This window comes from Flavobacterium cheonanense (genome assembly GCF_039539185.1).
In the GTDB taxonomy this organism is placed as follows: domain Bacteria; phylum Bacteroidota; class Bacteroidia; order Flavobacteriales; family Flavobacteriaceae; genus Flavobacterium; species Flavobacterium cheonanense.
This window is the reverse complement of sequence record NZ_BAABCT010000006.1, coordinates 149193-174455: the sequence shown is the minus strand read 5'-3', so window position 1 is coordinate 174455 and position 25263 is coordinate 149193. Positions and strand designations below refer to the sequence as shown.

Below are 25263 nucleotides of genomic sequence, written 5' to 3'. Positions count from 1 at the left end.
ATTGACACTAGTCTAAATTATGGCAATATTTAATTTTCAAAAGCCCGATAAAGTTATCATGATCGATTCAACCGATTTTGAAGGTAAGTTTGAGTTCAGACCTTTAGAACCTGGTTACGGATTGACTGTTGGTAATGCACTTAGAAGAGTTTTACTTTCTGCTTTAGAAGGTTATGCTATTACATCTACAAGAATTGAAGGTGTAGAGCATGAGTTTTCTACAATTTCAGGAGTTGTTGAAGATGTTACAGAAATTATCCTTAGTCTTAAACAAGTACGTTTCAAACGTCAAATTGAAGATATCGATAACGAATCAGTAACTATATCTATAACTGGTAAAGAGCAAATTACAGCTGGTGATTTTCAAAAATTTATTTCTGGATTTCAAGTTTTAAACCCAGAATTAGTTATCTGTAACCTTGATCCAAAAGTTAATTTCAATATGGAATTAACAATTGAAAAAGGTAGAGGATACGTTCCTGCAGAAGAAAACAAAAAGCAAAATGCTGCAATCGGTACAATCTTTACAGATTCTATCTTTACACCAGTGAAAAACGTGAAATATGCTATTGAAAATTTCCGTGTTGAGCAAAAAACAGATTATGAAAAATTAGTTTTTGAAATCAAAACTGATGGTTCAATCAATCCAAAAGATGCTCTTACTGAAGCTGCAAAAGTATTAATTCACCACTTCATGTTATTCTCAGATGAAAGAATCACTCTTGAGGCAGACGAAATCGCTCAAACAGATTCATACGATGAGGAATCATTACACATGAGACAATTGCTTAAAACTAAGCTTGTTGATATGGATTTATCTGTAAGAGCATTAAATTGCTTAAAAGCAGCTGAAGTTGATACATTAGGAGACCTTGTCTCTTTTAACAAACACGACTTAATGAAGTTCCGTAACTTCGGTAAAAAATCTTTAACAGAATTAGATGAACTAGTTGCAGTTAAAAATTTAACTTTCGGAATGGATTTGTCAAAATATAAATTAGATAAAGACTAGTTTCTTTATTCAAATTAAATAGCATTTAAAATGAGACACGGAAAAAAGAACAATCACTTAAGCAGACAGACTGGACATAGAAAATCTATGTTAGCTAATATGGCTTGTTCATTAATTGAACACAAACGTATTAACACAACTGTTGCTAAAGCAAAAGCACTTAAACAATTCGTTGAGCCGCTTATAACAAAATCAAAAGAAGATACTACTCACAATCGTCGTATCGTTTTCGCTTACTTACGTAACAAATATGGTGTTACTGAACTTTTCAGAGAAGTAGCAGCTAAAGTTGGTGACCGTCCAGGTGGATACACTCGTATCATCAAAGTTGGTAACCGTTTAGGTGATAACGCAGATATGGCAATGATTGAGTTAGTAGATTTCAATGAAATTTACAACGGTGGTAAAAAAGAAGAGAAAAAAGCTAAAAGCCGTCGTGGTGGAAAAGCTAAAAAATCTGAAACTCCAGCAGCTGAAACAAAAGCTCCTGAAGCTCCAGAAACTTCTTCTGAAGAAACTACTGAATCAGCAGAATAATGAATTCAATTTCATAAATATAAAGGATAAGCTTTCGAGTTTATCCTTTTTTTTATGTTTAAACTGAACTTGTTTCAGTTTCTGTAGCGAATGCCTCGGGAATTATCTGCAATCCTTTTTCCCGCTTTCCACAGTATCTTTATTGTTTTAAAGAAAAACAATAAAGGATACTTGTTACAATCAGGGCTAAATAGCCAACTATTAGAATGTTTATAAACTTTAATAAATCCACTTTAGAATTATAAAAGATTAACTTAAATTTGCAAAACAACAACTAACTACTTTTTACTAACTACATCAAAATGAAATACACAACTCGTCCACAAGCCATTTTACTATTAGCCGATGGAACCATTTTTTATGGTAAATCAATCGGAATTTCTGGAACAACTTTCGGAGAAGTTTGTTTCAATACAGGAATGACAGGTTACCAAGAAATATTTACCGATCCATCTTATTTTGGCCAAATAATGGTGGCTACCAATCCACATATTGGAAACTATGGTGTCAATGCCTATGAAGTAGAATCAGAAAAAATAATGATATCTGGTCTTGTTTGTAAAAACTTCAGTTTTAATCATTCTCGTCCCGATTCTGAAAGTAATTTATACGATTACTTTGAAAAACAAAATCTAATCTGTATTTCAGATGTAGACACAAGAGCGCTTGTTAGTTACATTCGCGATAATGGAGCACAAAATTCTGTGATTTCAACAGATGGAACTTCAATAGAAGAATTAAAAAAACAATTAGCAAATGTTCCTGATATGAAAGGGTTGGAACTTGCTTCAAAAGTTTCTACCAAAGAGCCTTACTTTTTTGGAAATGAAAACGCAACTTTCAAAATTTCAGCGTTAGATTTAGGTATTAAAAGAAACATCCTTAGAAACCTTGCAAAAAGAGATTGTTATATAAAAGTTTTTCCATACAATACATCTTTTGATGACTTAAAAGCATTTAATCCTGATGGATATTTCTTGTCAAATGGTCCTGGCGATCCAGAACCTCTAGAGCAAGTTCAAGAAACAGCTAAACAAATGATAGCGTCAGATAAACCAATATTCGGAATTTGTCTAGGTCACCAAATCATAGGTTTAGCAAACGGAATTTCAACTTACAAAATGTTTAACGGACACAGAGGAATCAATCATCCGGTTATGAATGTTCTTACTGGAAAAGGAGAGATTACTTCACAAAATCATGGTTTTGCTGTAAACAGAGAAGAACTGGAAAATCATCAAGATTTAGAAATTACTCATTATCATATCAATGACAATACAGTTGCAGGTATGAAAATGAAATCAAAAAATTGCTTCTCAGTCCAATACCATCCTGAAGCAAGTCCTGGTCCTCACGATTCATCCTATTTATTTGATGATTTTATAGCAAATATTAAACAAGATAAATTTCAAGAAGTATAGAAAAAATGAGGGTTTCCAAAAACCCTCATTTTTTTATTTTAATACTTTAGGAAATAATTACTAATTAAGAAATCCTTTTTGTTTTAATCTAAGTTTGTGAATTTTTCATAAAGATTTTCAAACTCAATATTGTTTTTAAGGAACAAACTATTGGTTATATACCATCTTTTCAATAATTCACTTTTAACAATTTGATTTTCATGTAAAGCATCAAAAAATGTATTCTTTACTTTATTATATCTTCTCACTTCATTGTTGTAGTCTTCAACTTTAATGATTTCGTTTGTTTCTAAAAATTTCTTTTTTATTTTTTGGAAATCTTCATGCACCAAAATATAATCTTGATACAATGGAACTAGCTTCTCATTTTGTTTTATAATAAAATTTATAAATTCAATATTAGCATCGTTTAATGAAGTATCTGTAAAATCATCTTTAAACAAATCGGTTTTTGTTAACGATTCTTGAGCAACACTAGTCATAAAGTTTACACATTCTAAAACATCTTCAACTTTTCTATATTTAAATAATTGAATTAATTTATCGTCTAAAACATTTAGTTTATAAAAAATTAAATTCTGATAGGCATTATATTCAAAAACATTTCTTTTATTAAAGTTTCTAATGTTAATTTGATATTTTAATCCAAAATCTCTTTTAGTGCTTTCATAGTTTAATATTTCAGAATAATATTTAGCTATTTCAGATTCTTTGTAAGCATAGTTTTTAAAAATTTCAGAGTAATCTAAATTACTTTGAACTTGATAATCATTAAGTTTCAATGATTTGTTTTTTAGTAATGTTATCGTTTTATTGTTTAATTTTATAAAAGCATCTCTTAAATCGGTGTCTCCATAAACTCCTCGGTCATTTTTAGTTAAATTTTCATTGACATCTTCAAGCTTTTTGTAAATTCTTTCCAAAGTTGTTTGAACTCTATCGTCAGGACTAGCATCAATAATTGAGGTTGAATATTCCATTAAAGATTCTTTGACAAATAATTCGTTTCTACCAAAGTCAGTTATGTAGGCTTTAGCATTTCTGTAGTTCTGAGAAGTTCCTGTTTGATAAGACAACAGAAATCCCAAAAACAACAATCCGTAATAAACTGATTTTAAGTTGGTAGTACTTAAAAAAGAATATTTTTTCATACGATTTTAATTATAATGAATTTGACACAATAAAAATAGATAATTATTTGTAACACACAAATGTATTTGTCTATAAAATGCAAAAAAACACGATAAAATGATTAAATATTTATAAAATATAATAAAAATACTACAAATATTTATGTTTTTTTATTTAATGTATTTCACTCAACTATAATAACAGTTTACATTTTTTTTACCCTACTAAAACGATTGAGTTTATAAGTTTTTTTAAAAATTAATGATTAAGTTTTGACTAATGCTTAAATTTGTGTTCAATATTTTGAGAATATGTAATTATCTAACTATAAAATAAACACAGTAATGAGTATTATAATCAAAGTACACGCAAGACAAATATTAGATTCAAGAGGAAACCCAACAATTGAGGTTGACGTTGTTACAGAAAACGGAGTTTTAGGTCGTGCTGCTGTTCCAAGTGGTGCATCTACAGGAGAACATGAAGCAGTTGAACTTCGTGATGGAGGAAAAGCTTACATGGGAAAAGGTGTTCTTAAAGCTGTTGAAAATGTAAATACCAAAATTGCTCCTGAATTAATGGGCGTTTCTGTTTTTGAACAAAATCATATCGATCAACTTATGATTGATTTAGACGGAACTTCTAACAAAGGAAATCTTGGAGCTAATGCAATCTTAGGAGTTTCTCTTGCGGCTGCAAAAGCGGCTGCAAATGAATTAGGATTACCTTTATACAGATATGTTGGTGGAGTTTCTGCTAATACTTTACCAGTTCCAATGATGAATATTATCAATGGTGGTTCGCACTCTGATGCACCAATTGCTTTCCAAGAGTTTATGATTATGCCTGTAAAAGCAACTTCATTTACTCATGCAATGCAAATGGGAACTGAAATTTTCCACAATTTGAAAAAAGTGTTACACGATAGACATTTATCAACTGCTGTTGGTGACGAAGGTGGTTTTGCACCAAATCTTGCTGGTGGAACAGAAGATGCTCTAGATACAATTAAAAAAGCAGTTGAAAACGCTGGTTATAAATTTGGCGACGAAATCATGATTGCTTTAGATTGTGCTGCTTCTGAATTTTATGTTGACGGAAAATACGACTATACTAAATTTGAAGGTGCAACTGGTAAAATCAGAACTTCTAAAGAGCAAGCAGAATATTTAGCTTCATTAGCAGCAAATTACCCAATTATCTCAATTGAAGATGGAATGTATGAAGACGATTGGGAAGGATGGAAATACTTAACAGAATTAATTGGTGATAAAACTCAATTAGTTGGTGATGATTTATTTGTTACTAATGTTGAGCGTTTGTCAACCGGAATTGAAAAAGGAATTGCCAATTCAATTCTTGTAAAAGTTAACCAAATTGGTACACTTACAGAAACAATTGCAGCAGTAAACATGGCTCACAATGCTGGTTATACTTCAGTAATGTCACATCGTTCTGGAGAAACAGAAGATAATACAATTGCTGATTTAGCTGTAGCTTTAAACTGTGGACAAATAAAAACTGGTTCGGCTTCACGTTCTGATAGAATGGCGAAATACAATCAATTATTACGTATTGAAGAAGAATTGGGAAATACAGCCTACTTCCCTGGATTGAAAGCATTCAAACAGAAGTAAAAATTAATTTTAATAAATTAAACCCGGCTGATTTGGTCGGGTTTTTTTGTTATACAGCAGTTGATAAATTTCAAATGTTAATTTAGAAATATTATTTGTAATAAAATTATTATATTTAATTGTTAATTATGATGTTATGAAGAAATTAGTGCTTTTTTTGTTATTTATTACGGGAATTGGTTATGCTCAGATTGTGAATATTCCTGATGTGAATTTTAAAACGAAGCTACTTCAAGCATCAGCAACTACTTTTATTGCTCAAAATTCAGCTGGGCAAAATATTAAAATTGATCTGAACGATGATGGTGAGATTCAAGAGAGCGAAGCATTGTTGGTAAGTGTTTTGTTCTTAAATTACTCCAATATTTCGAATATTACTGGTTTAGAAAAATTTACCAATTTGACATTTCTCAGTTTAATACAAAATAATATTAGTGTTTTGCCTTTGAATACACTTACTCAGTTAGAAGGTTTGCGATGTGATTTTAATCAAATAAGCGCACTAGATTTTACTGGATTGTTGAGTTTGACGTACCTTAATTGTAGTTATAACAATATTCAGACCTTAGATTTTTCATTGAATCCTCTTTTTTTTGAATTATGGTGTAGAAATAACAATTTGTCATACATTAATTTGAAAAACGGATATGTAGGTATTCAGGTAAATACTGCTTGGGGTGCTAATCCTAATTTGTCATATATATGTGTTGATGAAGGTGAACAAAACGTAGCTATTTCGAATGTTATGAATTCGCCATCAGTATTGGTTTCTACCTATTGTTCTTTCACACCCGGAGGAAATTACAATACAATAACTGGTTCAATTACTTTCGACGAAGACAACAACGGCTGCGATGCTTCCGATTTACCACATCCAAACATAAGAATTGATATAAACGACGGTACAAATCAAGGAGCAACTTTTACTAATAACTCAGGAAATTATAATTTCTATACACAAGCAGGAAGTTTTGTTTTAACTCCAAATGTTGAAAACCCAACCTGGTTTACTATTTCACCAACTACAGCTACGATTCCATTTGCGAATAATAACAATAATACGACTACACAAAATTTCTGTATTTCAGCTAATGGAATACATCCCGATTTAGAAATTGTAATTGCACCAATAGGACCTGCAAGACCAGGTTATGATGCTATATATCAAATAGTTTATAAGAACAAAGGAAACCAAACCTTATCACAATTGTATGGCGTTAATCTTTTCTTCAATCAAAATTTAATGGATTTTGTTTCTGCTACAACAGCTCCTGCAACAATTGGTTCTGGTTCGTTGTCTTGGAGTTATGCTAATTTACTTCCGTTTGAAAGTAGAAGCATTTATGTTACTTTAAATATTAATACACCAACTGATGTAAATTATCCAGTAAATATTGGCGATGTTTTACAATTTACAACTTCTATTTTGCCAATAGCTGGCGATGAAACTACTACTGACAATACTTTTTTATATAATCAAATCGTAGTTGATTCTTATGATCCAAATGATATTACTTGTATTGAAGGACCTTCTGTTTCACCATCTTTAATAGGTGAGTATTTACATTATGTAATAAATTTTGAAAACACAGGAACTGCAGCAGCAGAAAATGTTGTAGTAAAAGCCACTATTGATACCACAAAGTTTAATTTGAATTCCTTACAATTACTAAACACATCACATCCTTCCTATGTAAAAATCACTGGAAATATTGTTGAATTTATTTTCCAAAATATTGCACTAGATACTGGTGGACATGGAAATATATTATTAAAAATAAGAAGTAATGGAACCTTACAATCTGGGGATAATGTATCCAACAGAGGAGATATTTTCTTTGATTACAATGCTCCAATAGATACAGGAATCGCGAATACAGTATTTCAATCGTTAAATAATAGTGCCTTTGAAAAAGACAATTCAGTTGTGATTTTTCCAAATCCAACACAATCAATAGTTAATGTTAAATCTGACAACAGCATCAAATCTATACAATTATACGATGTGCAAGGAAGGTTGTTGCAAACAAAATTAACTGAGGAAAATTCAACATCAATTGATATTTCAGATAAATCAAAAGGCATTTATTTTCTTAAAATTACATCTGATAAAGGAATTAAAGTAGAAAGAATAGTTAAAGAATAGGTTAAGTTATTTAGTTAATTAAAGTGTGCTTAGGCGCACTTTTGTATTCAACTATACCAACCTTGCAATTTTTATAATAAAATTAACGAAAACGTTAACGTATTTGTTTTTTAATTCATTTAGAATTCCATAATTTTGTTAAATTATAAATTATCAAGATTAATTTCCACAAATATTATGTCAAAAACAGCAATATTAGAATATGATGGCCAAAAGTATGAGTTTCCAGTAATTGTTGGAAGCGAAAACGAACCAGCTATCGATATTGAAAAACTACGTGCCTTGACTGGCGCTATCACTTTAGACCCAGGTTATAAAAATTCAGGTTCTTGTAAAAGTGATATTACTTTCCTTGATGGAGAAGAAGGAATTTTACGCTACAGAGGTTATGCAATTGAAGATTTAGCTGAAAAAGCTGATTTTCTTGAGGTTTCTTATTTAGTGATTTTCGGAGAGTTACCAACAAAAGAGCAACTAACTCAATTTGAAAATGATATTCGTAAGTATACTTTGGTAAATGAAGAAATGAAGAATATCATTGATGGTTTCCCAAAAACAGCTCATCCAATGGGAGTTTTATCTTCATTAACTTCTGCTTTAACAGCTTTTAATCCTAAAGTGGTTAATGTAGAGAATGAAAAAGAAATGTATGAAGCTGTATGTAAAACAATGGCCAAATTTTTAGTTATTGCTACTTGGACTTACAGAAAAATGATGGGTTATCCTTTAAATTACTATGATAATACTAAAGGTTATGTTGAAAATTTCATGCATTTAATGTTTGAATTGCCAACAGGTCCTTACACACAAAATCAAGTTGTAATTGATGCTTTAGATAAATTATTTATTCTTCATGCAGATCATGAGCAAAACTGTTCTACATCAACGGTAAGAATTGTTGGTTCTTCTCACGCAGGTTTATTTGCATCGATTTCTGCAGGAGTTTCTGCGCTTTGGGGTCCATTACATGGTGGTGCAAACCAAGCAGTTTTGGAAATGCTTGAAGAAATCCAAAAAGATGGTGGTGATGCCGATAAATATTTAGCAAAAGCAAAAGATAAAGATGATCCATTCCGCTTAATGGGATTTGGTCATAGAGTATACAAAAACTTTGACCCTAGAGCAAAAATCATTAAAAAAGCTGCTGATGAAGTTTTATCTACACTAGGAGTTAATGATCCAATTCTACAAATTGCAAAAAAACTTGAGGAGTCTGCTTTAGTTGATGAGTATTTCGTATCAAGAAAATTATATCCAAACGTAGATTTCTATTCTGGTATCATTTACCGTGCATTAGGAATTCCAACGGATATGTTTACTGTACTTTTCGCAATAGGTCGTTTACCTGGATGGATCGCACAATGGAAAGAAATGAGAGTTAACAAAGAACCTATAGGAAGACCAAGACAAGTTTACACTGGTCATCCACTAAGAGATTTTGTAGCAATGGATAAAAGATAAGTTTCTATCTATAAAAAAAAACTCCTTAATTATTTAAGGAGTTTTTTTTATGCTTTTTTGTTTGTATAATTTGTAAGATATTTATATTATGTTTATTTAAAAAGACGTATTTAATCGAATATATTGGTATATAAGCGATATTTTTGAATAATTAATACTTATTTTTGAAATAACAATAAGAAATCATAATTGTTTCCCCAAAACAGATTATTAATAAACTAAAACCTACGCTATGAAGAAAAAAAACTACTATTTATTTGTATTAACAGCTTTTTTTGGACTTATTAATACTTTACAAGCACAATCAGATTCTATTTCAAAAACAGATGTTCTTAATAGGAATTTGAGTGCTAATTCTAATTTACTAGCTATAAGACCATTTTGGAATGTAAATGGAAATTCTGGAACTTCATCTAATGTCAATTTTATTGGGACTACCGATAATCAAGATTTGGTGTTTAGGAGAAATAATATTTTTAGTGGAAAAATAGGCACATTAAATACGTCCTATGGTTTTTATGCAGGAAATGGAGGGAATGCTAATATCAACATAGGGAAAAGAGCTGGAAGTGATTCCAATCATTCTTTAAATTTTTATAATATTTCTATAGGAGAAAATTCAGGAATGTCAAATATTTCTGGTTCTGTAAATACTTTTGTTGGAACGGGAACAGGAACTTATAACACTACAGGGTTCGGAAATACATTTATTGGTGCTGAATCTGGTAAATTTAATACAATAGGCAATTCAAATACGGCTTTAGGATATAGAGCTTTAAAAAATAATATATTAGGAAGTGATAATATTGGTTTGAGTAATGCTTCACTCGAATTAAATGAAAGCGGAAACAGTAATATCGCTCTTGGCAGATGGTCATTAAATGGTAATGTTTCAGGTGATAATAATATTGGTATTGGAAGCTCTGCAGGTAGTTCTTCTACTGGTGATAACAACATGTTTTTAGGAGTAGCTGCAGGCTCTTTATTACAAACAGGAGAAAAAAATCTATATTTAGGATTTTACACTGGTCATTTTTTGAGATCAGGCTCAAGTAATATTTTTATAGGAGCTCGATCAGGTTATTCAACTACTCAAGGTTCTAATAATCTATTTTTAGGAAATAGTTCAGGAGTTAATACAGGTTCTAAGAATATTGCTATTGGTGAAAATGCAGGTGGAAAAACAGGAAATGGGAATATACTATTGGGAAATAATTCAAATATTAATCCTGGTTTTCAAGTAAATCCATTAAGTGATAATATTCTTAATATTGGTAATGTAATTTTTGGTTACAATATGAATAGATTGAGTAGTTCTGATAATCTTACTACTAAATTAGGACAAATTGGTATCAACACAACAATTCCTAAAAATACTTTAGAAGTAAAAAGTGAAGCTCCTAATACTTCTGGACTTCGTTTTACAAATTTAACAAGTGCTTTTAACCCATCAACTATTGGTTCAACAAATAAATTTTTAAGTGTTGATAGTAATGGTGATGTTGTACTACAATATATGCCTAATCTAGTTGCTACAAATGAATTAACATCTCAAGCAAATACGATGACTAGTGATGTTAATGGTATTTCGTCTAATGCAACTATAGTAAATTCAATTTCAAATGTTTTTAATGCAAATAATCAGTTAATTACCTCTGTAAACGGAATTGCAAGTAATCCTGTAACAATTCCTATACCTACATTCAATGAAGTTGATGCAAGCACAACAAATGAATTGCAAACTTTAACTCAATCTGGAAATACTGTAACATTATCTAATGGTGGAGGTTCATTTACATTACCAACTTTTACAGATACTGATGCTCAATCACTTTCTTTGGTTGGAAATAATTTATCAATTTCTAATGGTAATACAGTAGTACTTCCAACTTACACCGATGCACAATCACTTACAATTGCTGGAAATACATTGTCAATTTCAAACGGAAATACAATTACTTTACCAACTTTTACTGATACAGATACAGACGCTCAATCACTTTCTTTGGTTGGAAATAACTTATCAATTTCTAATGGTAATACAGTAGTTCTTCCAACTTATACAGATGCGCAATCACTTACAATTAATGGTAATACATTGTCAATTTCAAACGGAAATACAATTACTTTACCAACATTTACTGATACTGATACAGACGCACAATTACTTTCATTAGTTGGAAATGCATTGACAATTTCTAATGGAAATACAATTAACTTACCAACAACTACAATAATACCAGGAAGTAATGTTACTATAACTGGTAATGGTATGCCGGCTACACCATATCAAGTAAGCTCAATAGATACAAGTCTTTACGGAAATAATGGTGTAATCAATCAATCAACTACGACTAACAACAACAGAGTTGTAAATATGAACGATAGAAATATTTGGTTCAATACAGCAACAAGTCCAAATCACGGTAAAATGTATATCGGTTCTAGTTGGATTTATCCAAATAATACTGGAAACTATAAATTATTTGTAGAAGGAGGAATTCTAACAGAAAAAGTAAAAGTAGCTCTTAGAAGTACTAATAATTGGGCAGATTATGTATTTGCGGACGATTATAAATTGATGCCATTAAAACAAGTAGAAGAATTTATAAATAAAAATAATCACTTACCTGGTGTTGATTCTGCAGAGGATTTGGCTAAAAATGGCTTAGATTTATCTGCTATGCAAGCAAAACAAATGGAGAAAATTGAAGAATTAACATTATATATAATCGAGCAAAATAAAACTTTAGAAAACCAAAGTAAAGCTATAGAAAATCAGAATAAAGAGATTGAGGAATTAAAAAATCAAATGAAAGAATTAATTCAAAAAAAATAATGAGTTATGATTAAAATATTTAAAATAGTTTTAATTGCTCTGTTGTTTTTTAATTCCAATTCATTGGTTGCTCAAGTAAACGAATATCTTGAGGCAGAAAATAAAAGAGTATCAAGAACAGAAAAAACAGAGAAAGAAGTTGAACGATTTATTTCGGATAATTTCAATAAGTATAAGTTAGCCGTTGAGGTTACAGATGAGGTGATTAAACATCTTAGAGAGGAAGAAGATTTTACAGATATACAATTGGAAAAAGCTCTAATAGACGCAAAACGATATGAGTTAAGAAAATTATTTTTCTCAAGAAATCGTGAAGCAGTAGCTGATTACAAAGCAATTGAACTTCCTGCGTCTGTGGCTCAAAATTGTGTTAATGGTGATTTTGAAGATGGAACTGCAGGATACACTTTCTGGGCAGATTTGCATCCACAACCAGGGTCTGGAACTTCTTTTTTCCAATCATGTGCTACACCAACAGTTTTAACTACAACTAATGTGTTAGCTCCAACGACAAACAATTTTAATTCAAGAGCAACAGTTATTAATAGTGCTGCTTCAGGTTATCAGCAATTTGATCCTGTTCTGGCTAGTTTTGGTGTAAATGTTCCAACTTTAAACACAAATGGAGGAACAAAGGCAATAAAACTTAATAATACTGGCGGAATGGGTTCGTCAGATTTAACTACTGTTTCTAGATATTTTCCAGTTATAAATCAATCAACAATTGACTTCAATTTTTCGTTGGTTATGGATAATAAACCCGGACACGCACAAGATATTCAGCCTTATTTTAGAGCAAGAGTTTTAGATCAATATGGAAACGTAGTTGATGAGTTTTGTATAATTGCAAATCCAAATAATTGTTTGTTTTCAACGATAAATGTAAATTCTGATAGAAGAGTACTCTATACAGGTTGGATTTGCGCAAGATTAAATGTTGGTGATATTTTAAATCAACCAGGAACTATTGAGTTTTCTGTAAGTGATTGTCAACCATCGGCTCACTTCGGAACAGTTTATATAGACAACATTTGCGGATTTACATGTGCTTCACCTCAATTAGGTGCAATAAATACTAATCCAACTAATATTAATTGTCCAAGTCCAACAAGTACAATTCCAATAGAAGTTTGTGGTACTTATGCAGCTCCAGCAAATGCAGTTTTAAATACCATTTCAATGCAAATAACCCAAGGTGGAGTAGTAATTGCTACTTTAAACACACCTTCGCAACTTACAGCAAATACTTTTTGTTTTAGTTTCTTACCAAGTGTTTTTGGAACTAATCCATCCGGAAATTTCGAATTTCAGGTAAATGCCGACTTTAATGTTAATTGTACAGCTGGAACATTTTTATATGAAATATCAGATAATTCTGCTAATGTTGGACCAGATGTAACTTTTATTGATTGTTGTATTCCAACGCTAACTTTAACATCACCAACGGATGATAGTAACAACTTAGCTATTCCAGCAATAAAGAAACGTGAACGATCTGATTGGATTAAAGCATCCAATATTATTTCTGTCGGTGATAATATTCAAGGAAATGGTGTTGTTTATCATGCTGAAAATTATGTGGAATTAAATCCTGGTTTCGAAGCAGTATTAGGCTCTCAATTTGCAGCTTATCCTGAAGGATGTTCTAGCACTTTTGTATACAGACCAGGTGAGGAACAATCTGTTTATCAAGAAATCCCGGAAGAAAATATTAATTTAGTAAAATTGGTAAACGGATTTTCTATTATTCCAAATCCGTCAAGTAATTTCATAGAAGTTGTTATGAATGACGGTAATTTCAATAAACTAAGTATTGCAACAATAGATGGAAAAATAGTTTATGAAAAACAAGTAGATACAATAAACAGAACACAAGTTGACGTCAGTAAATATCCAACAGGCATCTATATTGTTAATGTAATTTCAGATGATGGACAAGTACATACAGAAAAGTTAATTAAAAATTAAAAGTAAATACTTATAAACAAAAGCTTCGTTAATCAACGGAGCTTTTTTATATTTGTACAAATGCCAAAAGCAAATTATATGTTACAATTAAATGTAAAAAACGAAACTTCAAGATTAAGAGCCGTTGTATTAGGTTCTGCAGTAAATAACGGACCAACTCCAACAGCAGAAGAAGCCTATGATCCAAAATCATTAGAACACATTCTCGCAGGTACATATCCAGTGGAAGAAGATATGGTTAAAGAAATGGAAGCCTTCAATAAAGTATTTCAAAAATATGATGTGAAAGTTTTTCGTCCAGAAATGATTGAAAATTACAATCAAATTTTTACTCGTGATATTGGTTTTGTAATCGATGATGTTTTTATAAAAGCCAATATTTTACCTGATAGAAATCGTGAATTGGATGCAATTCAATATGTAATTGACCAAATTAATCCTGCTAAAGTCGTTCGTCCGCCAGAGAATGTTCACATTGAAGGTGGCGATGTAATGCTTTGGAATGATTATATTTTTATAGGAACTTATAAAGGTTCTGATTATAAAGATTACATTACAGCTCGAACTAATATGCAAGGAGTTCAATACATTAAAGATTTATTTCCTCACAAAATTGTAAAAGAATTTGATTTGGTGAAATCTAAATTAGAAGCACGCGATAATGCATTACACCTTGATTGCTGCTTTCAGCCAGTGGGAACTAACAAAGGAATCATCTATAAAAGTGGTTTCCGTGAAGAAGCAGATTACGTTTACTTGGTAAAATTATTCGGGAAAGAAAACCTTTTTCACATCACGCGCGATGAAATGTATCATATGAATTCCAATGTGTTTTCAATTGCACCAGATGTAGTAGTTTCGGAGAAAAACTTCACAAGATTGAACAATTGGCTAAGAGAACAAGGTTTTACAGTAGAAGAAATTCCATACGCTGAAATAGCAAAACAAGAAGGATTATTAAGATGTTCGACATTGCCTTTAATAAGAGATTAAATATGTTTACGGTTTTTAGTTTATAGTTCTCGGTTAGAGCTAAAACAATCAACGATTAACAATAAACCACTAACAAACAAAAAAATGAATCAAACTACAAACTCAATTCTGATGATTCGTCCGGTAGCGTTTAGAATGAACGAACAAACGGCGGTAAACAATTATTATCAAAAAGTCCTTGACGGATTAACTCCAGCGAATGTTAATGAAAAAGCGCAACAAGAGTTTGATACTTTCGTAAACAAATTAAGAATGGTCGGAATCGATGTTACGGTTGTTGACGATACTTTAGATCCAGATACGCCAGACAGTATTTTTCCAAACAATTGGATTTCTTTTCACGAAAATGGTGATGTGGTTTTGTATCCAATGTTTGCCGAAAACCGTCGTACTGAAAGACGTGAAGATATTTTAGATATTCTTGAAGCCAAAGGTTATGAAATCAATGACGGAATTATGGATTATACTTCTGCTGAAGATGACGGATTTTACCTAGAAGGAACAGGAAGTATTGTTCTTGACAGAGAAAACGGAAAAGCATACTGCGCACTTTCTCCAAGAGCAGACGAAGAATTATTTATAGAATTTTGCGAAGATTTCGATTTGAATCCAATCATATTTGAAGCATTTCAAACTGTTAATGGCGAAAGAAAATTGATTTATCATACCAACGTAATGATGTGCATTGGAGATACATTTGCCGTAATTTGTGCTGATTGTATCGATGATAAAAAAGAACGCAAAATGGTTTTAGATAGTCTTCGTTCTGACGAAAAAGAAATTATTCTAATTACCGAAGACCAAATGAACAATTTCGCAGGAAACATGTTAGAATTGCAAGGCGCAGACGAAAGAAGATACTTAATCATGAGTTCTTCAGCCTACAATGCTTTAACAAAAAAGCAAATCGCACAATTAGAAGAACACATTACAATTCTTCATTCAAGCCTAGATACCATCGAAGCATGCGGTGGCGGAAGCGCAAGATGCATGATGGCAGAAGTATTTCTTCCAAGAAAATAGTTTTTTGTTGGCTGAGGCTCTCGAAGCCAATATTTACGAATAAAAAATTCCAAATTCCAATATGATTACATTTGGAGTTTGGGATTTTCTATTTTCTGTCATTAATATTTAACAAATTGGTATCCGCCTTTTTCTGCACCCCAAACTTGTTTATCATTTTTATCAAAGCCTTGATCCCAAGATAGGATTTCATTTTTAGTAACTGTTACAATTGACGAAGCATAACTTGCACCTCGCAATTCACTTGGACAGGTTTTGTTTCCAGTAGCACCAGAAAATTTATTTTTACCTATACGCTTTAATATTACTTCGCAACCTTGTTTTAACTCGATATCTGTTTCGGATAATTTTTCAAAGGCTTCAGGAGTTTTCCATTTGCCAATCCATTCTTTTTCATTTTTTAGAGTATAAATTTCGCTTACAAACTCATTTCCACGTTGGCTAACTTTATAAATTCTAACTCTATATGGTTTTTCTTGTTTAGTAAACATTGCTTGTTCTACATATAAATAATGACCTTTATTTTTCCAAATAGGAACCATTCGCAACGAAATATTAAAATAGGTTGTATCTCTTTTTGAATGTGCTTCCGAAGAATATTGACCTTGCATTATAGTAAGTAATTCTTTTAGTTCAGAAGAATCTCCTGTGTTTGAAATAGTTTTAGTAGAATTACAACTAAAAAATAAAGTTGTAAGAGTAAGAAGTAGAATAATTATTTTTTTCATTGTTTTACTTTTTGTGATTTGTAATTGTTATATTAAATGCCTCTAATAATACTTAAAACCGCACTAATAATATACTGAATACCAATTGCGACAGTTAAGAAACCAACAATTCTAGAAATCGCCACAATTCCTGATGCTCCAAGATATTTAGCTAAGTAATGAGCACTTCTCAATACCAAAAATATTAGAAGAGAAACCACGAAAATAGCAAGTGTAGAAGACAAAATTTCAGGTGTAGTTTTATGATCTTGATTAAATGCTATTAATAAGGAAATTGAACCAGGTCCAGCCAACATTGGCATTGCAAGCGGCGTTAAAGCAATAGAGGTTCTGCTTTGTAAATCTTCTTCCACTTCTTTACTAATTCCTTTTCGCTTTTTCGGATTGGCGTTAAGTAAACCAAATCCAGAACTCGCAATCAAAATTCCTCCAGCAATTCTAAGTGCCGAAATCGTAATTCCGAAAAAACTTAAAACATATTCACCAACAAAAAAGGAAATCAACAAAATGATACACACATTTATCGCGGCCAATAAGGAAACTCGCGAACGTTCAGCTTTGTTATAATCTTGTGTTAAACCCACAAAAAAAGGAATCGCACCAATCGGATTTAATACCGAAAACAGCGCACCAAGCAAAACAAAAAAAGTATTCAAGAAAACATCCATTTTTTGAAAAGTTTAAATTTTTGACAAAGATAAATAAAGAAGTAACGCATAAAGTTAAAATAAAAACAATTATCCGTAATTTTGCAGAATGAAAAACAAGAAAACTTTAGTTCTTGGTGCTTCCACCAAACCCGAAAGATACGCTTTCAAAGCCATAACAATGTTAGTTGATAAAGGTCATTCGGTTATAGCTATCGGACAAAATCAAGGCGAGGTTGCAGGAATTTCAATCAGAACCAAAAACATTCCTTTAAAAAATATTGATACCGTAACTTTGTACCTAAATCCGGTGCGCCAACGCGAGTATTACAACTACATTATCGAAACTAAACCTAAAAGAGTAGTTTTTAACCCAGGAACCGAAAATCCAGAGTTTTATCAATTACTTAAAGCCAATTCCATCAAAGTAGAAGAAGCTTGTACCTTGGTTTTATTGACAACTAATCAGTATTAATGTCAGACTGAGCTTTGTCGAAGTCAGGAGCGAATGGTTCGGACTTTATCAGTAATGGTAATTCCTGCCGCCATTGCAATCTTTTATTTTGTTGCCTTCGAGAACCTCAGGCAACAAAATAAAAGGATTTCCATTCTATCAGGGCTAGGTTGGTTTCCATTTTAATTTTTGATTGAGTATCTTTAGAAATCTAAGTTTAAAAATGCATTTCAAATTAATTTAATTATGTTTGAAATTCTATATTTTCTTTTGGAGAGATTTCTATCGAATATTTTCCGTTTTCTAACTTTTTTCCTTCCCAAATATTCCAAGAAGAATTATTTCTATTTATTTCTGTTAAAGTTAAGTTTATAAGGTCAAGATAAATTAATGTTGATGTAGGCCATGAATCTTTGTTGTCAAACTTTCTAAGAAAAACCCCTTTTTCAGTTGAATAAAAAAAGTCGCCAAAAAAATGTCCATCTAATTTTTGGTTAATGTTTTCAAAATTAGTTTTTAAACTATAGATTTTTACAATTCCATCAAATGCTGTTTCATTTACAAGTTTTCTTTCAAAAGAAATAGAATTTATTTCTGATAAAAATTGATATTTCTCTGATGAATAATTTTGTTTCATAAAATGGTTTATAACCTAAAACTTCGTCTGACTAGTAGCAGGTTTGCTAATAATCAGTAATCCAATAAAAGTAATCAATCCGTTAACGATAATCAATTCGTTATCGATTACATAATCTCCAAAAAGAGCAGCTGAATTTTTAGCAATTAAAAAACAAACCAAAGGCGAAATCACACAAATAAAAGGAACCAATTTGTCATGAACCGTTTTCGATTTCATGAACAATCCAAAAGCATACAATCCTAAAAGTGGTCCATAAGTATAACTTGCCACTTTAAAAATCATAGTCACCACCGATTTGTCATTCAGTGAATTAAAAACTATAATCACTAAAAACATCAAAATCGAAAATCCAACATGAACCAAATGTCTAGTTCTAACTAACTTTTTATTTCTAATTTCAATTTCTTCATTGGAATTTGGAATTTCATTATTGGAATTTTTACCTTCTTTATCCATTCCAAGAAAGTCAACACAAAAAGAAGTTGTTAAAGCAGTTAAAGCCGAATCGGTTGTAGCAAAAGTTGCCGCTGTCAATCCTAACAAAAACACAACTGCAGGAACAATATTCAAATGATTAAAAGCAATTTCAGGAAACAATAAATCAGTGCGTTTCACACCATCAACCATCGGAACAGCAATTCCGTTTTTCTCAGCGTATAGATAAAGTAATGCACCAACACTTAAAAAGAAAATATTAATTACTACAAAAATTCCAGTGAATGTGAACATATTTTTTTGAGCTTCACTAATGTTTTTGCAACTCAAATTCTTTTGCATTAAATCTTGATCTAATCCAACCATGGCAATAGTTACAAAGATTCCACCCAAAATTTGTTTCAAAACAAAGTTACCTTTCAAGTAATCTTCATAAAAGAAAACTTTAGAATAATTACTATTTTTTACAGCTTCAAAAGCTTCTGTAAAACTATAATCCAAACTATTGCAGATAAAAATAATCGTCAAAAAAACAGATGAAACTAAGAAAAAAGTTTGCAAAGTATCTGTGATAATAATAGTTTTCAATCCGCCACGATAGGTGTAAGCAAAAATTAGTGCTAAAGAAATTAAAACTGTAACTGCAAAAGGAATATTGTAAGCATCAAAAACAAAACGTTGTAACACAATTACAACCAAATACAAACGAAAAGCAGAGCCAATGGTTCGACTTATCAAGAAAATTGTAGCTGCAGTTTTATAACTCACAACGCCCAATCTTTGCTCGATGTAACTATAAATTGAAGTCAAATTCATGCGATAATAGAGTGGAAGCAAGACTGTTGCAATTATGACAAAACCAATCGCATTTCCCAAAACAAATTGAAAATATTTGAACTGTAAATCAGGATTTCCGACTTCACCAGGAACGGAAATAAAAGTTACGCCAGAAAGCGCCGTTCCAATCATTCCGAAGGCTACCAAATACCATTTTGAATTTTTATTTGCCTTAAAAAAAGCATCGTTACTACTGTCTTTTTTACTAACAAGATTCGAAATAAGAATAAGAATTCCGAAATAGATAATGATAATCGCTAAAATAGTTCCTGAAGACATAAATGGTTTTTTTGGTTGTGCTAAAATAGAAATATTTGAGAAGAAAGATAATAGAAAATAGAAAAAAGAAAGAATAAGAATAAATCCAAATCTAATAATCCAAAAATCTAATAATCTAAAAATCTATTTTGTTACTTTTGCCAAATGGAATTTTCATCAAAACTTCTAGAAAAAGCAGTCAACGAAATGGCACAATTACCAGGAATTGGTAAGCGAACTGCCTTACGATTGGTATTGCATTTATTGAAACAACCAAGTGAACAAACGCATTTTTTATCGCAAGCATTAACTACGATGCGAGATGAGATTAAATTTTGTAAAAATTGCCACAATATTTCCGATATAGATTTGTGTGAAATTTGCTCGAATGCTTCAAGAAATCATAAAATAATTTGTGTTGTTGAAGACGTTAGAGATGTTATGGCGATAGAAAATACGAACCAATTCAAAGGAATTTATCATGTCCTTGGCGGAAAAATTTCTCCAATTGATGGTGTCGGCCCAAGTCAATTGAATATCAATTCTTTAGTTGAAAAAGTAAAAATGGGTTCGATAGAAGAAATTATTTTTGCTTTAAGCTCCACAATGGAAGGTGATACAACTAATTTTTATATTTTTAAACAAATAAAGGAGTGTAACGTCAAAACATCTACAATCGCAAGAGGAATAGCGGTTGGCGACGAATTAGAGTATGCCGATGAGGTCACTTTAGGAAGAAGTATTTTACAAAGAGTTCCGTTTGAGAATTCTTTGAAAAATAATTAGTCAATATTCTATTCTAACTTTTTTGTTTTTACAATTGAAAAACTATCTTTGTTTGCTAAATTTTACTTAATAATGAACTACAGAATACTCTTTATACTTTTTTTCTTGGGAATTATGTTCACATCTTGCGTTCCCACAAAAGATTTAATTTACTTACAGAAAAAAGATAATTCACCTATTCCAACTATCAATGTTGTTAATGCGAAACCATATCGTTTACAGGTTAATGATGTAATAAGTATTAATATTAAGGCTTTAGATCCAAAATTAGTAGAGATTTTTAACACTTCTACTTCACAGTTAAATCAAACAACAGAAACCCTTTATTTTAATGGTTATACCATAAACGATCATGGTAATATTAGAGTTCCAGTTCTTGGTGAGGTGAACATATTAGGTTTTACTATCGAAGAAGTTAGAGAAATAATAGAAAAAAAACTATTACAAGATCACTTTAAAAAAGAAGCTGGAATCTTTGTAAGTGTTAAGTTAGCCGGATTTAGGTATACAATCAACGGTGAAGTTGCTAATCCTGGTACAAAAATTTTGTATCAAGAAAGAGTAAATATTCTTGAGGCAATTGCTAACTCTGGAGATATTTCAATTACTGGCGATAGAAAAGATGTTAAGGTAATTAGGCAGTTTCCGCAAGGAGCAGAGACATTTAGTTTAGATTTAACCGATAGTAGAGCGGTTCAATTACCAGGGTATTATTTACAACCTAATGATTACGTGTACGTAAAACCATTAAAACAAAAAACTTGGGGAACAGGAAAAACTGGAGTTGAATCATTGGGGACAATTTTTACTCTATTAACACTTGCTACAACAACTTTTTTGATACTTAGAAATTAATATATAAGTCAATGTTAGACGTTAAAGATTTTTCTTTTTTTGAGAACCAAAACAGCTTTGATTTTAAAGGCTTTTTAATTAAGACCGCCAGTTATTGGAAATGGTTTTTATTTGGATTAATTGTGTGTTTAACAATAGCACATCAAGTTAACATTAGAAAGCAAAAAATCTACTCTTTAGACACTACTATTGCAATTAAAGAGCAAGATAACCCACTATTTACATCAAATACAAGTTTAATATTTAATTGGGGAGGAACTTCAGATGAAGTTCAAAATATTGCAACCACACTTAAATCCCGATCTCATAATGAGTTTGTTGTTGATAAATTACAGTTTTATATAGATTATTTACAGGAGCAGAAATATTTCACTGAGGACGTTTATGGAAAAACTCCTTTTGTAGTAAAGATTGATAAAAATAAAAATCAAATATATAAAACACCCATAAATATAAAGTTCATTTCACCATATGAATATGAAGTTTCTATCAAGTCTTTATCAAATGCAGTTAGTGTTATAAATTATTCTTTAAGCATAGCTGGTACAATCCAATATCGAAGTGGTGATTTTGTTCAACGCTTTAAAGTAGGACAAAATATAAATTTACCTTTTCTTAATTTATCTTTAAATTTAGTTAAAGCAGAAAATAATTATGTAGGTCAGGAATACATCATAATTTTTAATAGTCTAGATCAAATTGTTTCACGATATAGAAATGTAAAAATTGGTATAGAAGAAAAAGCACCATCAATCATTAAACTTTCATTAGATGGAACAAATAAATACAGAATTGTAGATTACTTAAATGAGACTGTAAAAGTTTTAATCAAAAGACAGCTAGATAGTAAAAATTTATTTGCAGAAAATACTATCAAGTTTATTGATACTACTCTACAAAAGATGGAAGGTGATTTGCGACAGAATACCGCTGAACTTAAGGATTTTAGTAGAAATAAAAATGTTACGCAAATAGAAAGTGGCGGTGACACATTTCATAGCCAAATTTTGGATTTAGATAGAACAAGTGATGCCATAAATAGAAAAATAAATTACTACAACACATTAAGTAATTATCTAAAAAATTCAACAGATTATGCAAAGTTACCGGCTCCATCGGTTGCTGGAATTGATGATCCTAATATTATTACAAATGTTTCCGCTTTAATTGACTTATCTGTGCGAAGAGCAGAAATGAGTGATTATGTGAAAAGTCAAGTGATGTATGATAAAATAGATAGTGAAATTTCTTCTGTCAAAAAGGTTTTACTTGAAAATATAATGGCTGCTAAGTCTGCAATTCAATACGAATCTTCTCAAGTTAGAAGTAAGATATCTGTCGCAGAAAATAAGTTAACTACACTTCCAGAAGACAAACAAGAGTATCTTAAAATCATGAGAAAATATGATTTGAGTAATGAAATTTATCAAACCTATCTTCAAAAGCGAAGTGAAGCACAAATTGTTAAAGCGGCAAATCTATCAGATATACAATTTATTGATCCACCAAAAGATATTGGTGGCGGTTTAATTGGACCAAGAACAAGTGTTAACTATGTTATAGCAATTTTTTTAGGTTTTTTAATTCCTTTAATAATAGTTTTTTTAATATTTTTTATTAACAGCGCTGTTCAAAATACAGATGATATTTCTAGTAACACAAATATTCCATTAATTGGAGTTATTGGAGTAAAACACACTGATTCTAATTTGGCCGTTTTTGACAAACCAAAATCGGCACTTTCAGAGTCATTCAGAGCTATTCGTTCTTCATTACAGTTTTTGTACAAAAAACAAAAAGTTTCAGGTTCCAAGACATTAATGTTAACCTCGTCGGTCAGTGGTGAAGGAAAAACATTTTGCTCTATAAACATTGCAACAGTTTTTGCAATGAGTGAAAAGAAAACAGTTATAGTAGGTCTTGATTTAAGAAAACCAAAGATTTTTGATGACTTTAATGTAAAAAATGATATTGGAGTAGTAAATTATTTAATTGAACAAAACACACTTGATGAAGTAACTAAAAAAACCAAAATACCTTATCTAGATTTTATTTCATCTGGACCAGTTCCACCAAATCCATCAGAGCTAATTATGGGTGATACCATGAAACGTCTTATAAATGAACTTAAAGATAAATACGACTACATTATTTTAGATACACCACCTGTAGGTTTAGTTACAGATGCTGTTGAGTTAGCAACATATGCCGACGTAACTTTATATGTCATGCGACAAAATTTTACTAAAAAAGAAATGATTAATCTATTAAATAATAGAGTATCAAGAGGTGAATTAAATAATGTGAGCATCGTATTAAATGGTTATGAAAATAAAGCTAAATATGGTGCTGGATATGGATACGGTTATGGATATGGGTACGGAGCTTATTCAAATGGTTACCATGAAGATGAAGAATCTAGAAATCTATTTGTTAAATGGTTTAAACGTATTTTTCAAAAGAAAAATAGATAATGGATAATTCTATTCAAAAAATATTGATCACTGGCGGTGCTGGATTTATAGGGTCTAATTTATGCGATTATTTTATCAATAAAGGTTGCTTTGTAACTTGTTTAGATAATTTTGCAACCGGACATCGATATAATATCGAGCATTTGTTATGTGATGAAAAATTTGATTTAATTGAAGGAGATATTCGAGATTTAGAAACCTGTTTAGAAGCTACTAAAAATAAAGATTTTGTTCTTCATCATGCAGCTTTAGGTTCGGTTCCTAGGTCTATTCAAGATCCTATCAATAGTAGTGATGTTAATATTTCTGGTTTTTTGAATATGCTAGTAGCTTCTCGTGATAATGGAGTTAAGAGATTTGTTTATGCTGCAAGTTCTTCTACATACGGAGATTCAGAAGTTTTACCAAAAGTTGAAGAGGTTATTGGAAAACCGCTTTCACCTTATGCAATTACTAAATATGTAAATGAATTGTATGCTGACGTGTTTAGTAAAACCTATGGGTTAGAAACAATAGGATTGAGGTATTTTAATGTCTTTGGAAGACGTCAAGACCCAAATGGAGCTTATGCTGCTGTTATACCGAAATTTGTTATGCAATTTATGCGTCACGAAAGTCCAGTGATTAATGGTGATGGAACCTATTCTAGAGATTTCACCTACATTGATAATGTGATTCAAATGAATGAATTGGCAATGACAACACAAAATAAAGAGGCACTTAATACTGTTTATAATACAGCATTTGGTGATAGAGTAACTCTTAATGAGATGGTTAATTTATTGAAAGAAAATTTATCTAAACACGATGCTTCAATTTCAGAAGTATCAATTGTTTATGGTGCTAATAGAGTAGGAGATATACCTCACTCTTTGGCTAGTATAGAAAAAGCTAAACGATTACTAAATTATAATCCAAAATATTCCTTTTCACAGGGACTTAAAGAAGCAGTGGAATGGTATTGGGAAAATTTAAAATAAA

Annotated in this window: 20 protein-coding genes; 15 read left to right on the top strand and 5 right to left on the bottom strand. The window is 31.0% G+C overall.

Annotated elements, in window-relative coordinates:
• Nucleotides 1-19 precede the first annotated feature (19 nt).
• The 3 genes from ABD766_RS11695 (at nt 20) to carA (ending at nt 2970) form a co-directional block, all read left to right on the top strand.
• Nucleotides 20-1012: a DNA-directed RNA polymerase subunit alpha gene (locus ABD766_RS11695; protein ID WP_344816871.1), complete on the top strand. Its 993-nt coding sequence runs from the start codon at nt 20-22 to the stop codon at nt 1010-1012.
• Between the two features lie 30 nt (nt 1013-1042).
• Nucleotides 1043-1549: a 50S ribosomal protein L17 gene (rplQ, locus tag ABD766_RS11690; protein ID WP_344816870.1), complete on the top strand. Its 507-nt coding sequence runs from the start codon at nt 1043-1045 to the stop codon at nt 1547-1549.
• Nucleotides 1550-1851: 302 nt separating this feature from the next.
• Nucleotides 1852-2970: a glutamine-hydrolyzing carbamoyl-phosphate synthase small subunit gene (carA, locus tag ABD766_RS11685; RefSeq protein ID WP_344816869.1), complete on the top strand. Its 1119-nt coding sequence runs from the start codon at nt 1852-1854 to the stop codon at nt 2968-2970.
• Between the two features lie 83 nt (nt 2971-3053).
• Here carA and ABD766_RS11680 read toward each other — a convergent pair whose 3' ends face one another.
• Nucleotides 3054-4121, bottom strand: a complete 1068-nt coding sequence (locus ABD766_RS11680; protein WP_344816868.1) for a hypothetical protein — start codon at nt 4119-4121, stop codon at nt 3054-3056.
• 324 nt (nt 4122-4445) lie between these two features.
• Here ABD766_RS11680 and eno point away from each other — a divergent pair, with 324 nt between their 5' ends.
• The 7 genes from eno (at nt 4446) to ctlX (ending at nt 16168) form a co-directional block, all read left to right on the top strand.
• The gene (eno, locus tag ABD766_RS11675; protein WP_344816867.1) at nt 4446-5738 is read left to right on the top strand and encodes a phosphopyruvate hydratase; all 1293 of its coding nucleotides are present in this window, start codon (nt 4446-4448) and stop codon (nt 5736-5738) included.
• A 136-nt stretch (nt 5739-5874) separates the two neighbouring features.
• Nucleotides 5875-7884 carry a DUF7619 domain-containing protein gene (locus ABD766_RS11670; protein ID WP_344816866.1) on the top strand — a complete coding sequence of 670 codons (2010 nt, stop codon included), beginning with the start codon at nt 5875-5877 and terminating at the stop codon, nt 7882-7884.
• Between the two features lie 177 nt (nt 7885-8061).
• Nucleotides 8062-9345 (top strand): citrate synthase, encoded by a 1284-nt coding sequence (locus tag ABD766_RS11665; protein WP_344816865.1) that lies wholly within the window; start codon nt 8062-8064, stop codon nt 9343-9345.
• A gap of 232 nt (nt 9346-9577) precedes the next feature.
• Nucleotides 9578-12184, top strand: a complete 2607-nt coding sequence (locus tag ABD766_RS11660) for a beta strand repeat-containing protein (RefSeq protein ID WP_344816864.1) — start codon at nt 9578-9580, stop codon at nt 12182-12184.
• A 6-nt stretch (nt 12185-12190) separates the two neighbouring features.
• Nucleotides 12191-14152, top strand: coding sequence for a 3-coathanger stack domain-containing protein (locus ABD766_RS11655; RefSeq protein WP_344816863.1), 1962 nt, complete (start codon nt 12191-12193; stop codon nt 14150-14152).
• Nucleotides 14153-14230: 78 nt separating this feature from the next.
• Nucleotides 14231-15145 (top strand): dimethylarginine dimethylaminohydrolase family protein, encoded by a 915-nt coding sequence (locus ABD766_RS11650; RefSeq protein WP_344816862.1) that lies wholly within the window; start codon nt 14231-14233, stop codon nt 15143-15145.
• An 84-nt stretch (nt 15146-15229) separates the two neighbouring features.
• Complete coding sequence (gene ctlX / locus ABD766_RS11645) at nt 15230-16168, top strand: citrulline utilization hydrolase CtlX (protein WP_344816861.1); 939 nt, start codon at nt 15230-15232, stop codon at nt 16166-16168.
• A gap of 101 nt (nt 16169-16269) precedes the next feature.
• Here ctlX and ABD766_RS11640 read toward each other — a convergent pair whose 3' ends face one another.
• The gene (locus ABD766_RS11640) at nt 16270-16896 is read right to left on the bottom strand and encodes a chromophore lyase CpcT/CpeT (RefSeq protein WP_298305897.1); all 627 of its coding nucleotides are present in this window, start codon (nt 16894-16896) and stop codon (nt 16270-16272) included.
• 32 nt (nt 16897-16928) lie between these two features.
• Entirely contained in the window at nt 16929-17552 is a 624-nt protein-coding gene (locus ABD766_RS11635) for a MarC family NAAT transporter (protein WP_396146701.1), read from the bottom strand.
• Nucleotides 17553-17652: 100 nt separating this feature from the next.
• On the opposite strand from ABD766_RS11635, the gene ABD766_RS11630 reads away from it, so the two are divergent.
• Nucleotides 17653-18018 (top strand): CoA-binding protein, encoded by a 366-nt coding sequence (locus tag ABD766_RS11630; protein ID WP_298119834.1) that lies wholly within the window; start codon nt 17653-17655, stop codon nt 18016-18018.
• Between the two features lie 223 nt (nt 18019-18241).
• On the opposite strand, the gene ABD766_RS11625 is transcribed toward ABD766_RS11630, so the two are convergent.
• Nucleotides 18242-18634, bottom strand: a complete 393-nt coding sequence (locus tag ABD766_RS11625; RefSeq protein ID WP_344816859.1) for a hypothetical protein — start codon at nt 18632-18634, stop codon at nt 18242-18244.
• A gap of 15 nt (nt 18635-18649) precedes the next feature.
• Nucleotides 18650-20188, bottom strand: coding sequence for a sodium:solute symporter (locus tag ABD766_RS11620; RefSeq protein ID WP_344816858.1), 1539 nt, complete (start codon nt 20186-20188; stop codon nt 18650-18652).
• 144 nt (nt 20189-20332) lie between these two features.
• On the opposite strand from ABD766_RS11620, the gene recR reads away from it, so the two are divergent.
• The 4 genes from recR to ABD766_RS11600 all read left to right on the top strand — a co-directional run bounded on the left by recR (nt 20333) and on the right by ABD766_RS11600 (nt 25262).
• Nucleotides 20333-20953 (top strand): recombination mediator RecR, encoded by a 621-nt coding sequence (gene recR, locus ABD766_RS11615; RefSeq protein WP_344816857.1) that lies wholly within the window; start codon nt 20333-20335, stop codon nt 20951-20953.
• A 72-nt stretch (nt 20954-21025) separates the two neighbouring features.
• Nucleotides 21026-21808 (top strand): polysaccharide biosynthesis/export family protein, encoded by a 783-nt coding sequence (locus ABD766_RS11610; RefSeq protein ID WP_344816856.1) that lies wholly within the window; start codon nt 21026-21028, stop codon nt 21806-21808.
• 11 nt (nt 21809-21819) lie between these two features.
• Nucleotides 21820-24282 (top strand): exopolysaccharide transport family protein, encoded by a 2463-nt coding sequence (locus tag ABD766_RS11605; protein ID WP_344816855.1) that lies wholly within the window; start codon nt 21820-21822, stop codon nt 24280-24282.
• The gene (locus tag ABD766_RS11600; RefSeq protein ID WP_344816854.1) at nt 24282-25262 is read left to right on the top strand and encodes an SDR family oxidoreductase; all 981 of its coding nucleotides are present in this window, start codon (nt 24282-24284) and stop codon (nt 25260-25262) included. The genes ABD766_RS11605 and ABD766_RS11600 overlap by 1 nt, the downstream gene beginning before the upstream one ends.
• Nucleotide 25263: the final 1 nt, after the last annotated feature.

Bases quoted from the DNA above. Each gene is read 5' to 3' on its own strand.
- ABD766_RS11695 (WP_344816871.1), top strand. From the start codon at position 20: ATGGCAATATTTAATTTTCAAAAGCCCGATAAAGTTATCATGATCGAT.
- rplQ (WP_344816870.1), top strand. From the start codon at position 1,043: ATGAGACACGGAAAAAAGAACAATCACTTAAGCAGACAGACTGGACAT.
- carA (WP_344816869.1), top strand. From the start codon at position 1,852: ATGAAATACACAACTCGTCCACAAGCCATTTTACTATTAGCCGATGGA.
- ABD766_RS11680 (WP_344816868.1), bottom strand. From the start codon at position 4,121: ATGAAAAAATATTCTTTTTTAAGTACTACCAACTTAAAATCAGTTTAT.
- eno (WP_344816867.1), top strand. From the start codon at position 4,446: ATGAGTATTATAATCAAAGTACACGCAAGACAAATATTAGATTCAAGA.
- ABD766_RS11670 (WP_344816866.1), top strand. From the start codon at position 5,875: ATGAAGAAATTAGTGCTTTTTTTGTTATTTATTACGGGAATTGGTTAT.
- ABD766_RS11665 (WP_344816865.1), top strand. From the start codon at position 8,062: ATGTCAAAAACAGCAATATTAGAATATGATGGCCAAAAGTATGAGTTT.
- ABD766_RS11660 (WP_344816864.1), top strand. From the start codon at position 9,578: ATGAAGAAAAAAAACTACTATTTATTTGTATTAACAGCTTTTTTTGGA.
- ABD766_RS11655 (WP_344816863.1), top strand. From the start codon at position 12,191: ATGATTAAAATATTTAAAATAGTTTTAATTGCTCTGTTGTTTTTTAAT.
- ABD766_RS11650 (WP_344816862.1), top strand. From the start codon at position 14,231: ATGTTACAATTAAATGTAAAAAACGAAACTTCAAGATTAAGAGCCGTT.
- ctlX (WP_344816861.1), top strand. From the start codon at position 15,230: ATGAATCAAACTACAAACTCAATTCTGATGATTCGTCCGGTAGCGTTT.
- ABD766_RS11640 (WP_298305897.1), bottom strand. From the start codon at position 16,896: ATGAAAAAAATAATTATTCTACTTCTTACTCTTACAACTTTATTTTTT.
- ABD766_RS11630 (WP_298119834.1), top strand. From the start codon at position 17,653: ATGAAAAACAAGAAAACTTTAGTTCTTGGTGCTTCCACCAAACCCGAA.
- ABD766_RS11625 (WP_344816859.1), bottom strand. From the start codon at position 18,634: ATGAAACAAAATTATTCATCAGAGAAATATCAATTTTTATCAGAAATA.
- ABD766_RS11620 (WP_344816858.1), bottom strand. From the start codon at position 20,188: ATGTCTTCAGGAACTATTTTAGCGATTATCATTATCTATTTCGGAATT.
- recR (WP_344816857.1), top strand. From the start codon at position 20,333: ATGGAATTTTCATCAAAACTTCTAGAAAAAGCAGTCAACGAAATGGCA.
- ABD766_RS11610 (WP_344816856.1), top strand. From the start codon at position 21,026: ATGAACTACAGAATACTCTTTATACTTTTTTTCTTGGGAATTATGTTC.
- ABD766_RS11605 (WP_344816855.1), top strand. From the start codon at position 21,820: ATGTTAGACGTTAAAGATTTTTCTTTTTTTGAGAACCAAAACAGCTTT.
- ABD766_RS11600 (WP_344816854.1), top strand. From the start codon at position 24,282: ATGGATAATTCTATTCAAAAAATATTGATCACTGGCGGTGCTGGATTT.